Source organism: Streptomyces sp. ICN903 (genome assembly GCF_022015835.1).
Lineage (GTDB): Bacteria > Actinomycetota > Actinomycetes > Streptomycetales > Streptomycetaceae > Streptomyces > Streptomyces fenghuangensis.
Genome location: NZ_JAKMAY010000134.1, coordinates 1 through 15,040 on the forward strand (window position 1 = coordinate 1; position 15,040 = coordinate 15,040).

General features: G+C 74.7%; 12 protein-coding genes. 8 read left to right on the top strand and 4 right to left on the bottom strand.

Going from position 1 to position 15,040, the window contains the following annotated elements; genetic code table 11:
- Positions 1-86: 86 nt before the first annotated feature.
- From L7D48_RS15470 to sucD, 3 genes are all read left to right on the top strand, one after another.
- Positions 87-2,999, top strand: a complete 2,913-nt coding sequence (locus L7D48_RS15470) for an NHLP bacteriocin export ABC transporter permease/ATPase subunit (RefSeq protein ID WP_237880032.1) — start codon at positions 87-89, stop codon at positions 2,997-2,999.
- Between the two features lie 307 nt (positions 3,000-3,306).
- Entirely contained in the window at positions 3,307-4,479 is a 1,173-nt protein-coding gene (gene sucC, locus L7D48_RS15475; protein ID WP_237880023.1) for an ADP-forming succinate--CoA ligase subunit beta, read from the top strand.
- 24 nt (positions 4,480-4,503) lie between these two features.
- Complete coding sequence (sucD, locus tag L7D48_RS15480) at positions 4,504-5,388, top strand: succinate--CoA ligase subunit alpha (RefSeq protein WP_093661514.1); 885 nt, start codon at positions 4,504-4,506, stop codon at positions 5,386-5,388.
- A gap of 139 nt (positions 5,389-5,527) precedes the next feature.
- On the opposite strand, the gene L7D48_RS15485 is transcribed toward sucD, so the two are convergent.
- Positions 5,528-6,448 carry a hypothetical protein gene (locus L7D48_RS15485; RefSeq protein ID WP_237880024.1) on the bottom strand — a complete coding sequence of 307 codons (921 nt, stop codon included), beginning with the start codon at positions 6,446-6,448 and terminating at the stop codon, positions 5,528-5,530.
- 262 nt (positions 6,449-6,710) lie between these two features.
- On the opposite strand from L7D48_RS15485, the gene L7D48_RS15490 reads away from it, so the two are divergent.
- The gene (locus tag L7D48_RS15490) at positions 6,711-8,018 is read left to right on the top strand and encodes a DUF6350 family protein (protein WP_237880033.1); all 1,308 of its coding nucleotides are present in this window, start codon (positions 6,711-6,713) and stop codon (positions 8,016-8,018) included.
- Positions 8,019-8,095: 77 nt separating this feature from the next.
- On the opposite strand, the gene L7D48_RS15495 is transcribed toward L7D48_RS15490, so the two are convergent.
- Positions 8,096-9,097 carry a hypothetical protein gene (locus tag L7D48_RS15495; protein WP_237880025.1) on the bottom strand — a complete coding sequence of 334 codons (1,002 nt, stop codon included), beginning with the start codon at positions 9,095-9,097 and terminating at the stop codon, positions 8,096-8,098.
- Positions 9,098-9,328: 231 nt separating this feature from the next.
- Here L7D48_RS15495 and purN point away from each other — a divergent pair, with 231 nt between their 5' ends.
- Positions 9,329-9,982 carry a phosphoribosylglycinamide formyltransferase gene (gene purN, locus L7D48_RS15500; protein ID WP_237880026.1) on the top strand — a complete coding sequence of 218 codons (654 nt, stop codon included), beginning with the start codon at positions 9,329-9,331 and terminating at the stop codon, positions 9,980-9,982.
- Positions 9,975-11,564, top strand: a complete 1,590-nt coding sequence (gene purH / locus L7D48_RS15505) for a bifunctional phosphoribosylaminoimidazolecarboxamide formyltransferase/IMP cyclohydrolase (protein ID WP_237880027.1) — start codon at positions 9,975-9,977, stop codon at positions 11,562-11,564. Before purN ends, purH begins: the two co-directional genes overlap by 8 nt.
- A gap of 86 nt (positions 11,565-11,650) precedes the next feature.
- On the opposite strand, the gene L7D48_RS15510 is transcribed toward purH, so the two are convergent.
- A complete protein-coding gene (locus L7D48_RS15510) occupies positions 11,651-12,235 on the bottom strand; it encodes a hypothetical protein (RefSeq protein ID WP_237880028.1) in 585 nt (194 codons plus the stop codon).
- 231 nt (positions 12,236-12,466) lie between these two features.
- The gene (locus tag L7D48_RS15515) at positions 12,467-13,159 is read right to left on the bottom strand and encodes an RDD family protein (protein ID WP_237880029.1); all 693 of its coding nucleotides are present in this window, start codon (positions 13,157-13,159) and stop codon (positions 12,467-12,469) included.
- A gap of 369 nt (positions 13,160-13,528) precedes the next feature.
- Between L7D48_RS15515 and L7D48_RS15520 the strand changes: the two genes are divergently transcribed.
- Both L7D48_RS15520 and L7D48_RS15525 read left to right on the top strand, forming a co-directional pair.
- Positions 13,529-14,401 (top strand): bifunctional methylenetetrahydrofolate dehydrogenase/methenyltetrahydrofolate cyclohydrolase, encoded by an 873-nt coding sequence (locus tag L7D48_RS15520; RefSeq protein WP_237880030.1) that lies wholly within the window; start codon positions 13,529-13,531, stop codon positions 14,399-14,401.
- Positions 14,391-14,855, top strand: coding sequence for a DUF3017 domain-containing protein (locus L7D48_RS15525; RefSeq protein ID WP_237880031.1), 465 nt, complete (start codon positions 14,391-14,393; stop codon positions 14,853-14,855). The genes L7D48_RS15520 and L7D48_RS15525 overlap by 11 nt, the downstream gene beginning before the upstream one ends.
- Positions 14,856-15,040: the final 185 nt, after the last annotated feature.

Consider the following 15,040-nt stretch of genomic DNA (forward strand, 5'->3'; position numbering starts at 1 on the left):
ACGCCCCCCACACGGACCAGGCGCCGCACACCCCGTACGTTCAGCACACCCCCCACGCCCAGTACACCGATCCCGTCGTCGCGGCCCTGGGCGGGCTGGGCACGGCGGTCGACTGCGCCGGCGTGCGCAGCCTGTCCCTGGAGGGCCCGCACGTGCTGTGGCTCGTCGTGGACGGGGCCCTGGACCTGTTCGCCGTCGGCTCGGTGAATTCGGGCCACTGGCACTTCCTGGGCCGGCTGGGGGCGGGCACGCTGCTGCTGGGCCCGGTCGAGGGCCCCGAGCACACCCTGGTCGGACGCCCCCTGGAGGGCTGCCGGCTGCACCGCGTCGAGCTGCGGGAGCTGCCCCACCCCGCCCAGGCCGCCCCCGCACGGGGCGCGGACGGCTGGGACACCGGGCAGTGGACGGCGGGCCGGTGGGCCGGGGCGGCCACCGGGGCCGCCCCGGCCGACGGCTGGGGGAGCGGCGGAACCGGCCCGTGGGACAAGGCCGCCGGCCGGCTCGGCCCTCTGGAGCAGGCGTTCGCGCTCGGCATCGGCCGCGGCCTGCGGGTGCTCTACGAGGCGCCGCTGGACGGCCCCGCCCCCACCGACGGGCACGGGCACCCGGCCGACGACGACGTGCTGTGGATGCACGTCGCCCCCGGCAGCGTGCTGTACGGCGCCGCCTACCAGGCGGAGGCCGCGGGCACGCTGCTGGTCGACACGGCGATGTGGCAGGGCATGGTCGACCAGCAGTACCGGCTGCTGTACGCCCTGGACCGCTGGATCGAGGAGCTGGAACGCACCCACGAGGACCGCACCGCGGCCGGCATCGAGGCCGGCGAGGCCGCCCGCACCCAGGCGGACCAGGCGCTGCTGGCCTCCATCGGCCGCCCCGCCCGCACCCCCCGGCGCGGCGCGGGCGACGACGCGGTCCTCGCCGTCTGCCGGCTGGTGGCCGGGCGGGCCGGCATCACCCTGACCGAGCCGGGCGGCGCGGGCGGGGCGGGCGCCGTCCCCGAGCGCACGGACCCGATCGAGCGCATCGCGATCGCCTCCGGCGTGCGCACCCGCACCGTCAGGCTCACCGGACGCTGGTGGCGCGAGGACAGCGGCCCCCTGGTGGGCCGCCGCACCCGGGGCCCGGCGGGACCGGAGTCCGGGGAGGGCGCGCCCGTGGCGCTGCTGTGGCGGCGCGGCGGCTACGAGGCGGTGGACCCGGCCACCGGCGAACGCGAACGCGTCGGCGCCTCCGGCGCGGCCCGCATCGAGCCGCGCGCCGTGATGTTCTACCGCCCGCTGCCCGACCGCCCGCTGGGCCTGCCCGGACTGCTGCGCTTCGGCGTGCGCGGCACCCGCGCCGAACTGCGCGACCTGGCCCTGGGCGGCCTGGTCGCCGTCGGCCTGGGCGCACTGGTGCCCATCGCCACCGGCAAGGTGCTCGGCGAGTACGTGCCCGGCGGCGAGACCGGGCTCATCGTGCAGACGGCCCTGGCGCTCATCGCCGCCGGCGTCGTCTCGGCCGCCTTCATGCTGATGCAGAACACCGCCGTCCTGCGGCTGGAGGGCCGTATCGAGGCGACGCTCCAGCCCGCTGTGTGGGACCGGCTGCTGCGGCTGCCGACGACGTTCTTCGCGGGCCGCTCCACCGGCGAGCTGGCCGGCGCGGCCATGGGCGTCGGCGCCATCCGCCGGGTGCTCTCCGGCATCAGCACGGTGGCCCTGCAGGCGACCACCGTGGGCGCGGTCAACCTCGTCCTGCTGCTGGTCTACAGCGTGCCGCTGGCGCTGGCGGCGATCGCCCTGCTGCTGGTCGTCGCCGCGGTCTTCCTGGTGCTGGGGCTGTGGCAGCTGCGCTACCAGCGGCAGCTGGTGAAACTCGGGCTCAAGCTGGACAACCGCGCCTTCCAGACCCTGCGCGGACTGCCCAAGCTGCGCGTCGCCGCGGCCGAGAGCTTCGCCTACGCCGCCTGGGCGCGGGAGTTCGCCCGCACCCGCGAGCTCCAGCGGCGCATCGGCCGGATCAGGAACGCCGTCTCCGTCCTCAACGCGGTCTACCTGCCGCTGTGCACGCTGGCGATGTTCATGCTGCTGGCCGGGCCGGCCCGCGGCAGCATGTCCGCCGCCGAGTTCCTCACCTTCAACACCGCCGTGACGATGATGCTGTCCTCGGCCACCCAGCTGACCGGCGCGCTGATCTCGGCCGCCGCGGTGCTGCCGATGTTCGAGCAGGTCAGGCCGATCCTGAACGAGCTGCCGGAGGTGGACGGCGGCAGTGTGCCGCCGGGCGAGCTGAGCGGCGCCGTCGAGGCCCGGCAGCTGACCTACCGCTACGGCGACGACGGCCCGCTGGTCCTGGACGGCGTGGACCTGAGGATCGGGCCGGGCGAGTTCGTCGCGATCGTCGGGGCCAGCGGCTGCGGCAAGTCGACGCTGCTGCGGCTGCTCATCGGCTTCGACCGGCCGGTCTCCGGCAGCGTGCTCTACGACGGCCAGGACCTGGCGGCCCTGGACCGGACGGCCGTGCGCCGCCAGTGCGGCGTCGTCCTGCAGAACGCCCAGCCGCTGACCGGCTCGATCCTGGAGTGCATCCGCGGCGCCGAGCCGTTCACGCCGGAGGAGGCGTGGGAGGCGGCCGCCATGGCCGGTCTGGCCGAGGACATCAAGGCCATGCCCATGGGCATGCACACCATGCTGTCGGACGGCGGCGGCACCATCTCCGGCGGCCAGCGCCAGCGGCTGATGATCGCCCAGGCGCTGATCCGCAGGCCGCGCATCCTCTTCCTGGACGAGGCCACCAGCGCGCTGGACAACGAGGCCCAGAGCGTGGTCATGGCCTCCACCCGCGCCCTGCGCTGCACCCGCGTCGTCATCGCCCACCGGCTGTCGACCGTCATGGACGCCGACCGGGTGATCGTCATGTCGGACGGCCGGGTGGTGCAGCAGGGGGCTCCCGCGGATCTGCTCGCCGACACCGGCGGCCTCTTCCACGAGCTGGTCCGCCGCCAGCTCGGCTGACCGGCCCCGGCCCCGCTCTCCGGCCCGGTCCCTGCCCGGAAACCCGCCCGGAGACCCGACCGGAACCTCGTTTGGACGGCCCCGGCGACCGGCCGGATCCCGCCCCGCCGCGGCACCTCGTACCCAGACCGGGAGGGCGGTGTCTGTGACGGTTGTCACCGCACGGGTGTGAGCTGCGATTTATGCCGGGCACACCGACGGGACTAACCTGCAAGGCGGACATGCCGCGCGCTCCGCAGACGCCGCGGCCACGCGGCACGCCCACGCTGACAACGAACCGCGACACCACAACTAGGGACGGACGCGCGTGGACCTGTTCGAGTACCAGGCGAGGGATCTCTTCGCCAAGCATGACGTACCGGTGCTGGCCGGTGAAGTCATCGACACGCCCGAGGCGGCGCGCGAGGTGACCGAGCGACTCGGCGGTCGCGCGGTCGTCAAGGCGCAGGTCAAGACCGGCGGCCGGGGCAAGGCCGGCGGTGTGAAGCTGGCCTCCGACCCGGACGACGCCGTCGAGAAGGCCCGCCAGATCCTGGGCATGGACATCAAGGGCCACACCGTTCACAAGGTGATGCTGGCCCAGACCGCGGACATCGCGGAGGAGTACTACGTCTCCTTCCTGCTGGACCGCGCCAACCGCACCTTCCTCGCGATGGCGTCCGTCGAGGGCGGCATGGACATCGAGGAGGTCGCGGCCACCAAGCCCGAGGCCCTGGCCAAGATCCCGGTGGACGCCGTCGAGGGCGTCACCGAGGCCAAGGCCCGCGAGATCGTCGAGGCCGCGAAGTTCCCGGCCGACGTCGCCGACGCGATCGTCGACGCCGTGCAGAAGCTGTGGACCGTCTTCGTCAAGGAGGACGCCCTCCTCGTCGAGGTGAACCCGCTGGTCAAGACCGGCGACGGCCGGATCATCGCGCTGGACGGCAAGGTGTCCCTGGACGCCAACGCCGAGTTCCGCCAGCCGGACCACGCCGCCCTGGAGGACAAGGCCGCGGCCAACCCGCTGGAGGCCGCCGCCAAGGCCAAGGGCCTGAACTACGTCAAGCTCGACGGCCAGGTCGGCATCATCGGCAACGGCGCGGGCCTGGTCATGAGCACCCTGGACGTCGTCGCCTACGCCGGTGAGAACCACGGCGGCGTCAAGCCCGCCAACTTCCTCGACATCGGCGGCGGCGCCTCCGCCGAGGTCATGGCCAACGGCCTGGAGATCATCCTCGGCGACCCGGACGTCAAGTCCGTCTTCGTCAACGTCTTCGGCGGCATCACCGCCTGCGACGCCGTCGCCAACGGCATCGTGCAGGCCCTGGAGCTGCTGAAGTCCAAGGGCGAGGACGTCTCCAAGCCGCTGGTGGTGCGCCTCGACGGCAACAACGCGGAGCTGGGCCGCAAGATCCTGAACGACGCCGACCACCCGCTGGTGCAGCAGGTGGACACCATGGACGGCGCGGCCGAGCGTGCCGCCGAGCTGGCCGCGAAGTAACGAAGGACGAGGACACCGACAACAATGGCTATCTTCCTCACCAAGGAAAGCAAGGTCATCGTCCAGGGGATGACCGGCTCCGAGGGCCAGAAGCACACCCGGCGCATGCTGGCCTCCGGCACCAACATCGTCGGCGGCGTCAACCCGCGCAAGGCGGGCACGACCGTCGACTTCGACGGCACCGAGGTGCCCGTCTTCGGCACGGTCAAGGAGGCCATGGAGGCCACCGGCGCCGACGTCACCGTCGTCTTCGTCCCGGAGAAGTTCACCAAGAGCGCGGTCATCGAGGCGATCGACGCCGAGATCCCGCTCGCCGTGGTGATCACCGAGGGCATCGCCGTCCACGACACCGCCGAGTTCTGGGCCTACGCGGGCTCCAAGGGCAACAAGACCCGCATCATCGGCCCGAACTGCCCCGGTCTGATCACCCCCGGCCAGTCCAACGCGGGCATCATCCCGGCCGACATCACCAAGCCGGGCCGCATCGGCCTGGTCTCGAAGTCCGGCACGCTGACGTACCAGATGATGTACGAGCTGCGCGACCTCGGCTTCTCGACCTGCGTCGGCATCGGCGGCGACCCGATCATCGGCACCACCCACATCGACGCCCTCAAGGCGTTCGAGGCCGACCCCGACACCGACCTGATCGTGATGATCGGCGAGATCGGCGGTGACGCCGAGGAGCGGGCCGCGGACTTCATCAAGGCCAACGTCACCAAGCCGGTCGTCGGCTACGTCGCGGGCTTCACCGCGCCCGAGGGCAAGACCATGGGCCACGCCGGCGCCATCGTCTCCGGCTCCTCCGGCACCGCCCAGGCGAAGAAGGAGGCCCTGGAGGCCGCGGGTGTGAAGGTCGGCAAGACGCCGTCCGAGACCGCCCGCCTGGCGCGCGAGCTGCTCGCCGGCTGACACGGCCGGGCACAGCCGCCACAGCCGGCGCGGGCCCGCACCCTGGAACCCAAGGCTCCGGGTGCGGGCCCGCGCCGTTCACGAAACCCCCGCGGGGCCACGGGTCCGCGAGCGGTCCGGCGGGCCCTGGAGGCCGCACTCAGCGGGCCGCCCGGTCCTGCTGCCCGCCCGGGGAGGACTCGGAAACGGCCGGGGCCCCGGCCTCCCGCGGCGCCTGCCGGGCGGAGTCGTGCGCCTGCGGTCCGGCCAGGGACGCCAGCACCGCCGCCGCGGCCACCAGCGCGGTCGCCCCGAACGAGGCGCCCGTCCGCAGCCGCACCGTCCGCTCGCTGCCGTCGCGCGCCGTACGGGCGGACGGGAGTCCGGGCAGGGAGCCGGCGTCCGCCAGCTCCTCCAGCATCGAGCGGATGATCTCCCTGCGCCGGTCCGGCGCGACACGGCGCAGGCCGGGCACGTACTCGGCCAGCGCCTCGCGCGCGTGCATCAGCCGTGCGGCCGTGGCGGCGGTGCTCGCCTCGCTCTCGGCGGCCGTCTCCGACAGCCCCAGCCCGAGGCCGTCGTGGAGCAGCAGCGTGCGGCGGTAGGAGGGCGGCAGGTCCAGCAGTGCCTCCGGTGGCAGCCTTCCGCCCTTCGCCCCGCCCTCCGTCCCGCCCTCCGTCCTGTTCGCCGCCCCGTCCCTCCGGGCCGCACGGCGGCGGGGGTCCAGCCGGTGCCAGGGCGAGAGGGCGTGGTCGTAGGCCGCCGTCCGCACCCAGCCGGCCGGATCCCGGTCCACGGCGACCTCGGGCCACCGCTCCCACGCCTGCCGGAAGGCGTGGCGTACGGCCCGTCCGGCCAGTTCCCGGTCGCCGGTGAGCAGATACGTCTGGCGCATCAGCGGCCGGGCCAGGCGCGCGTACAGCAGGTCGAACGCCTCGGCCGGCCCGTCCGCCGCCTCCGGGTGGGGGAGGTCCGCGGTCTCCGTGAGCCCGGACGACGGCCCGGTGGCGGGCTCATCGTGCTCGTCGGCTTCCGGGGCCGCGTCCCCGGCGGGCGCGGGGAGGGAGAGTGTCTCGGTCATGCTGGCCGCCCCCTACGGGTCGTCATGATTGCGGCGGTATGGATGCCATACCGCCGCACTGTATGAAAAAACTGCATAGCGTACTGTGTGCGACACATCGACTTTTTCCCTGTTCCCCGGGCGAATCGGGCGTTGTTGGCAGCATGTCGGCGTGTATCCCATGACCCGCCGCGACGCGTCGCCCTCCCCACCGCCCCCGCATGCCCTCGCGCTCGTCCGTCATGCGCCGGTTCCTCCCCGCGACCGTCTTCTGGACGGTGTGATGGCCGCGGGCCTGGGCCTGGGCGGAATCGCAGTCCTCGTCATGCTGCTGTGGATCACCTCACCCCACCCCGACGACGGTCCCGGCGGCGCGCTGCGCATCGCCGCCGACCTCTGGCTGTTGGCACACGGTGCCCCCCTCATCCGTACCGAAACCCTCAGCGGTTCCCCCGCGCCGGTCGGGCTGGTGCCCCTGCTGCTGTGCGCCGTGCCGGTGTGGCTGCTCCACCGCACGGCCAGCGGCGCGGCCCGGGGGCCGGCCTCCGCACGAGTCCCCGACCGGGTTCCCGGCCCTGTTCCCGACCGCGCCCCCGGCCGGGGAGCCGGTGCGGGTTCCGGCGCGGGTTTCGGTGCGGGGGACACGGGCGCGGCATGGCGTGCCACATGCTGGATCGTCACCGGGTACCTGCTGGTCGCGGCGGCCGTCACCTTCTACGCGGCCTCCGGCCCCATCCGGGTCGATCCGCTGGGCGCCGCGCTGCGCCTGCCCGCCGTGGCGGCCGCGGCCGCCACGGCGGGGACGTGGACGGGCCTGGGGCGGCCGCTGCCCGATGCCCCGCCGCGTCTCCTGCGCCGGATGCGCCGGATGCGCCGGCGGACGGAGCGGCCGGTGCTCACCCGCGCCGCCGCGTCGGCCGCCCTGCGCGGCGCCGCCGCGTCGGCCGCGGCGCTGTGCGCCGGGGGCGCACTGCTGGCGGCGGGCGCCCTGCTCTGGCATGTGGCCACAGCTCGGCGGGCCGCCTTTCCGCCGCCGGAACAGTGGGCCCCGACGTGGCCGGGCCTGACCGCGGCCCTGCTGCTGGCCCTGGCCCTGACGCCCAACGCGGCCGTCTGGGGCGCGGCGTACGGCCTCGGCCCAGGGTTCACGCTCGGGGGAGGCAGCGCGGTGCGCCCCGCGGCCGTGACCGGCCTGCCGCCGCTGCCGGACTTCCCGCTGCTGGCAGCCGTACCGGCCGAAGGGCCGGGCACCCCCGCGACCTGGGCCGTAGCGCTCGTGGTCCCGCTGGCGGGCGGAGGGCTCGCGGCGTGGTGCGCGGCGCGCGCGGCCGTGCCCGCCGCGGGAGGCCCCGCGGTACTGGACGGACGGGCGACCGCCTGTGCGGTCGCGCTGGCCGCCTGCGGCTGCGGCGCGGCGATGGCGGCGCTGGCCGCGTGCGCGGGCGGTCCGCTGGGCACGGGGGCGCTGGCCCGTCTCGGACCGGACTGGCGGCTCACCGGGGCCGCGGCGCTGGGCTGGACGGCAGGCCTGGGGGTGCCTGCGGCCCTGGCCATGCGGGCCTGGCGGCTGCGCCCGGCCCGCGGACGCTGACGTCCGGCGGCCGCGAGGCCACCGGAGGTCCCCCGCGCCCGTCGCGGACGCCGTGGCGTCCGTGACCGCGCCCCGCCTCACTCCTCGCGTTCGGGATCACCGAACAGCGGGCGCAGCTGCTCGGGCAGGTGCCGCTCGCACGCCTGGCGCGAGGCGTTGGTGAGGGCGTCCTCGACGCAGACGAAGTAGTCGCGGTAGACGAGCTGGACGGTGAACTGCGCGGCGATGATCAGCAGCGCGAGGATCCCGGTGACCAGCCCGGTCACCGCCGCCGCCAGCTGCGGTCGGCCCGAGCGGCCGGCCTCCGGGCCGGCGGGGGCGGGAGCCCGGCCCGCGCCGGGCTCCGGCGCGGCGGAACGGTCGGTGCCGGCCACGTCCTCGGGCCGGGCGGCCGCCCGGCCGGTCTCCGCGCCGGAACCGGTGCCTCCGGCGCCGCCGTCCGTACCGCCGTCCGCGCCCGGCTTGCCGCGGATGGCGCCGACGCCCCAGTACACGGCCAGCGCACCCAGCGGCACCGCCAGCCAGGGGAAGCCGAAGAAGGCGAAGATCAGCCCCCAGCCGCCGATGACCAGGGCGTACCGGGCCCGGCGCTGGACGGGGTCGGTCGGGTCCCAGCGCATACCGCCGGGAGCGCCGCCCTGCCCGCCGTTCTGCTCCGGACGGCCGCCGCTGCCGAAACCGCCGCTCTGGCGGCCCGGCTGGCGGCTGCTCCACCTGCTGCCCCAGTCGGGCGAGGAGCCCTCCGGCCGGTCGCCGCCGCGGCCGTCGCCGTCGCCGCCCCCGTCGCCTCGCGGGGAGTCCGGCGAGCCGGAGGGGCCGGACGCGTCGGACCCCCGGTACCCGCGCGGACGCCAGGGCTGCTCGGGGCGGCCCTCGGGCGGCGCGGCGAAGGGGTTGTCGTCCTCCCGGTCGCGGACGAGCCGGCCGCCGGGGAGCGAGCCGGGGAGAGGCAGGCCGAAGGGAGGCAGGTCGGAGGGGGACGGGCCGGCGGGGCGCCGCGGCCGGAGCGGGCCCGGGGCGGTACCGGCCGGGATCCCGGTCGAGTTCTCAGGGGCCGCGCGGCGTCGTCGGTCCGTCATGTGCTCTGTGTCTTCCCCTAGATGTCGTCCCGGCCCCGGGCCGTTCGCCGATGTGTGGCCCTGACGCTACCGGGCGGCCGTCCCCCCGTCCCGAGGGGGCCTTCCGGTGTGCCGGTATCGTTGCTGACGGTCGGCCGCTTCGTAGGGTTCCCCGGATTCGTCCGCCCCACGGATTCGTACGACCGTACAAAGCCGCACCGTCCCACCGAGAGATCCGAGAAGAGCCTCGTCGTGGCTTCCGCTTCCCGTTCCTTCGCCTCCCACTCCCCGGCCCGCGTCGTGGTCCTCGTATCGGGTTCGGGCACGAACCTCCAGGCGCTCCTCGACGCCGTCGCCGAGGAGCGGCCGGACGCCTTCGGCGCCGAGATCGTCGCCGTCGGGGCCGACCGCGACGGCATCGCCGGGCTGGAGCGTGCCGAGCGCGCCGGGCTGCCCACCTTCGTCTGCCGGGTGCGCGACCACGCCGGCCGGGACGCCTGGGACCGCGCGCTGGCCGAGGCGGTGGCGGCCCACGAGCCCGATCTGGTGGTCTCCGCCGGCTTCATGAAGATCGTGGGCAAGGAGTTCCTCGCCCGGTTCGGCGGGCGCTTCGTCAACACCCACCCCGCCCTGCTCCCCAGCTTTCCCGGCGCCCACGGCGTGCGCGACGCGCTCGCGTACGGCGTGAAGGTCACCGGGTGCACCGTCCACTTCGTCGACGACGGCGTCGACACCGGCCCGATCATCGCCCAGGGCGTGGTCGAGGTGCGGGAGGAGGACGACGAATCCACGCTCCACGAGCGGATCAAGGAAGTCGAGCGGCGGCTGCTCGTCGACACGGTGCGACGCATCGCCCGCCACGGCTACCGCATCGAGGCAAGAAAGGTCATTCTCGGTCATGACTGAAGGCTCCGAGACCACCACCGAGACCCACGAGGCCACCAGGCGGCCCGTCCGCCGCGCGCTGGTCAGCGTCTACGACAAGACGGGCCTGGAGGAGCTGGCCCGCGGCCTGGACGCGGCGGGCGTCAAGCTCGTCTCGACCGGCTCGACGGCCGCGCGGATCGCCGCCGCGGGTGTGGAGGTCACCCGGGTCGAGGAGCTGACCGGCTTCCCCGAGTGCCTGGACGGCCGGGTGAAGACCCTCCACCCGCGCGTGCACGCCGGAATCCTGGCCGACCTGCGCCTGGAGGACCACCGTCGGCAGCTCGACGAGCTGGACGTGGAGCCCTTCGACCTCGTCGTCGTCAACCTCTACCCCTTCCGGGAGACCGTCGCCTCCGGCGCCTCCCCGGACGAGTGCGTGGAGCAGATCGACATCGGCGGCCCGTCGATGGTCCGCGCCGCGGCCAAGAACCACCCGTCCGTCGCCGTCGTCGTCAACCCCGGCCGCTACGGCGAGGTGCTGAAGGCCGTCGCCGACGGCGGCTTCGACCTCGCGACGCGCAGGCGGCTGGCCGCCGAGGCGTTCGCACACACCGCGGCCTACGACGTGGCCGTCGCCTCCTGGTTCGCGACCGACCACGCCCCGGCCGACGACTCCGGCTTCCCCGAGTTCCTCGGCACCGCCTACCGGCGCTCGAACGTGCTGCGCTACGGCGAGAACCCGCACCAGGCCGCCGCCCTCTACAGCGACGGCACCGGCGGTCTGGCCGGCGCCGAGCAGCTGCACGGCAAGGAGATGTCCTACAACAACTACACGGACACCGAGGCCGCGCGCCGGGCCGCCCACGACCACGCCGAGCCGTGCGTGGCGATCATCAAGCACGCCAACCCCTGCGGCATCGCCGTCGGCGCGGACGTCGCCGAGGCCCACCGCAAGGCCCACGCCTGCGACCCGCTGTCCGCCTTCGGCGGTGTGATCGCCGTCAACCGCCCGGTCTCCGTCGCCATGGCCGAGCAGGTCGCCGAGATCTTCACCGAGGTCATCGTGGCCCCGGACTACGAGGACGGCGCGGTGGAGGTGCTGGCCCGCAAGAAGAACATCCGCGTGCTGCGCTGCCCCCAGGCCCCGGCCGCCCGCCTGGAGCACAAGCCGGTCGACGGCGGCGCGCTGCTCCAGGTCGCCGACCGCCTCCAGGCCGACGGCGACGACCCCGCCGCCTGGACGCTCGCCACCGGCGAGGCGCTGGGCGAGGCGGAGCTGGCGGAGCTGGCCTTCGCCTGGCGGGCCTGCCGGGCGGTGAAGTCCAACGCGATCCTGCTGGCCAGGGACGGCGCCACCGTCGGTGTCGGCATGGGTCAGGTCAACCGGGTGGACTCCGCCAAACTCGCCGTCCAGCGCGCCGGCGAGGAGCGGGCGCGCGGCTCCTACGCGGCCTCCGACGCCTTCTTCCCCTTCCCCGACGGCTTCCAGGTCCTGGCGGACGCGGGCGTGCGGGCGGTCGTCCAGCCGGGCGGCTCGGTCCGCGACGAGCAGGTGGTCGAGGCGGCGAAGGCGGCGGGTGTGACGATGTACTTCACGGGCACCCGGCACTTCTTCCACTGAGGTGGACGCACGTCAGGCCGCGCCCCGGCGGGGGCGCGGCCTGCGGTGTGCCCGGGCCGCCGCAGCGGCCTTCGGGCCCGCGGGTCTCAGGTCCGCGGGCGGTTGAACCAGGCCGCCGACTCGGCGGAGGACAGCAGCACGATGCAGACGATGCCGAGCACCAGCCACAGCAGCCCGAGCGGCAGCGTGGCCAGGCCGACCAGCACCAGGACGGCCGACCAGACGACGCCCGCGATCCGCAGTCCGTTGCCGCCCTGCGGGAACTTCGCGGCCAGGACGATGCCGGCGATCGCGTGGAGCAGGAAGAAGACGAACATCGCGTAGTAGATCCCGGTGCCCACGCCCAGATCACCGTAGGTCTCCTCCAGGTCCTCCTCGGCCGCGGCGAAGGTGACGATCGCCAGCAGTGAGAAGAGGGCCTGGAGCCCGCCGGTGATGAAGAAGATCATCCGGGACGAGTTGACCTTGCCCGGCATCGCTCCGGGCGGCCCCCCGGGCGGTCCGGTGGGGGAGCCCATCGGGCCGGGCGGCGGAGCCAGCGGGTGCTCCTCGGCGCCGCCGAAGGGGCCGTAGTGCCCGCCCGGCGGGTTGCTCGGCTGCCCTCCGGGAGGCCGGTCGTACGGGTTCTTCCGGTAGGGGTCGTTCGGGGTGTTCGGGTCGGAGCTGCTCATGGCGTTCTCCTCCGGTTCCTCCGGTTCGTCCGGGCGGTCTGTGCGGCGACCGGACGCCGGGGGGCCGTACCCCGGTCCCCCGCGGTACGGCCCCCGATGTCCGCGCCCTCGCGCGGCGCCCGCCGGGCGGGCCGCGCCACTCCCTCAGGGAGCACCCTTCCCAGTACCGGCCCGCGCATCCCCGGCGGATGCGGGGACGCGCCGGAACGGGGGAGGAACCGGTGGACGGGACTACTGCTGCTTCACGACGACGCTCTTGATCACCTTGTCGGCGAAGGTCTGCTTCCTGTCGTCCCACAGCGGCCACAGGTAGCCGATGTAGCAGGCCGCGCCGTCCAGGAAGTGCGCCAGCTTGCGCACGAAGGCCATGCCGAAGCCGAGCGGCTGCCCGTCGGCCTCCCGCAGCACGCTGATCTTCAGGGCCTTCTTGCCCGGGGTCTGCCCGGTCTTGCCCTCCTTGTGGACCAGCCACAGCTGGCCGGCCAGGGAGAGCAGGGCGCCGACGGCGATCAGCGGCCAGGCGCTGCCGGGCACGTCCGCCGCGTTCTGCGCGCAGATCGTGTCACCGATCGGGCAGTTCTCGGCCGCGTCGATGACCGCGCCGAGGAACTGCCCGTATCCGACGGCCATCAGGATCCCGGGGATCAGGCCGATGATCAGGCCGTCCAGCAGGGTCGCGCCGACCCGGGCGCCCCAGCCCGCGTACGGCGGCATGCCGCCGCCGTGGGGCTGCTGGGGGTAGTAGGAGGCGTACGCCCCGCCGGGCTGCTGGGGGTACTGCGGATGCTGGGGCTGCTGAGGGTACTGCGGGTGCTGGGGGTGGGCGCCCTGCTGGGGGTACGCGCCCTGCGGCGGGACCCCCTGCTGCGGGTGGCCGTAACCGGACTGCGGCGGCGGGCCGTACGGGTCCTGCGGGTGGCTCATGAACTCTTCCTTACCAGCGGGCGGGAAACGGGGACGGTCGGGGCCGAGGAGGTGTCCAGGGGGACGTCCGGAGGAACACCGCGGCGCCCCCGCGGCTCCGCCGCGTGAGGAACGGTTCGTGCGAGAACGTGCCTCCCCCGTGCACCGCACCCGTCGGCCCCCCGCGGGCACGGCACCGGCGACCATGCTGGTGGTGCGGGGTGATGCTGTCCAGACAAGAAGGGGAGCTGTGGCGAATCCGCAACGCACCGGTCCGGCAGACCGGGGAGCGGGGCGTTCCGCGACGTCCTTCTCACTCTGCGTGCCCAGGGCGCCGCGTGGTGCGGACGCGATTGGAGACCGGGCCCCGGTATCCGGGAGGATGGCCCCATGACCGCCCAGATTCTCGACGGCAAGGCCACCGCAGCCGCGATCAAGACCGAACTCGCCGCCCGCGTAGAAGCCCTGAAGGCGCGCGGCATCCAGCCCGGCCTGGGCACGCTCCTGGTCGGCGACGACGTCGGCAGCCAGAAGTACGTGGCGGGCAAGCACCGCGACTGCGCCCAGGTGGGCATCGCCTCCATCCAGCGCGAGCTGCCCGGCACCGCCTCCCAGGAGGACGTCGAGGCGGTCGTCCGCGAACTCAACGAGGACCCGGCCTGCACCGGCTACATCGTGCAGCTCCCGCTGCCGCGCGGGATCGACACCAACCGCGTCCTGGAGCTGATGGACCCGGCCAAGGACGCCGACGGCCTCCACCCGACGAACCTCGGCCGCCTGGTGCTCAACGAGCGGGCCCCGCTGCCGTGCACCCCCAACGGCATCGTCGAGCTGCTGCGCCGCCACAAGGTGGAGATCGACGGCGCGGACGTGGCCGTCGTCGGCCGCGGCATCACCGTCGGCCGCTCCATCGGACTGCTGCTGACCCGCCGCTCGGAGAACGCGACGGTGACCCTGTGCCACACCGGCACCCGTGACCTGGGCGAGCACCTGCGCCGGGCGGACATCGTGGTGGCGGCGGCCGGTGCGGCGCACCTGGTCCGCCCCGAGCACATCAAGCCGGGCGCGGCGGTGCTGGACGTGGGCGTCAGCCGGGACGCGGCGACGGGGAAGATCGCCGGCGACGTGCACCCGGACGTCGCGGAGGTCGCCGGGTGGCTCTCGCCGAACCCGGGCGGCGTCGGCCCGATGACGCGGGCGATGCTGCTGGCCAACGTGGTGGAGGCGGCCGAGCGCGCCGCGGGTGCGGACCGTGTCGGCTGAGACGGGGGCCGAGCGGACCGGAAAGGCCGGGCGGACCCGGGAGGCCGGGGGGAGTGCCGGCGCCGGCCGGCGCCCGTCCCGGCGGTTCCCGCTGATCACCCGTGACACCGCCCGCCCCGAGGGCGGCGGGCGGGCGGCCCCCGGGGACGCCCCCGCGCCCGCGCGGCAGTGGCCGCTGCTGTGCGTGCTGGCGGGTGCGGCCGCCGGCCTGCTGGTGACGCTCGGCCACTTCCGCGCGGGCCTGCTGACCGTCGGCCTGTCCCTGCTCGCCGGCGCGGTGCTGCGCTGGGCCGTGCCGTCGGTGGGGATGCTCGCGGTGCGCTCCCGCTTCACGGACGTGGTGACGTACGGCGTGCTGGGCACGGCGATCGTGCTGCTGGCGCTGATGGCGCAGCCCGCACCCGTGCTGGAGATCCCCTTCCTGGAGGACATCGTCCACTTCACGATCCGCTGACCGGGCCGGAACCGCCGCTTCGCCGCCACCGGAACCGCCGCCGTGCCGCCGCGGTGCCGCCTCCGGACGCGGATGCCCGCGCACGGCGGGAGTTGGCCGATTCCGGACGGCATGACGGCGGGAATCCGGGGCAGGCGAATCTTGTACCCCCCACGGGTGCGGTACGTCCCCCCGCAGCCGCCCGC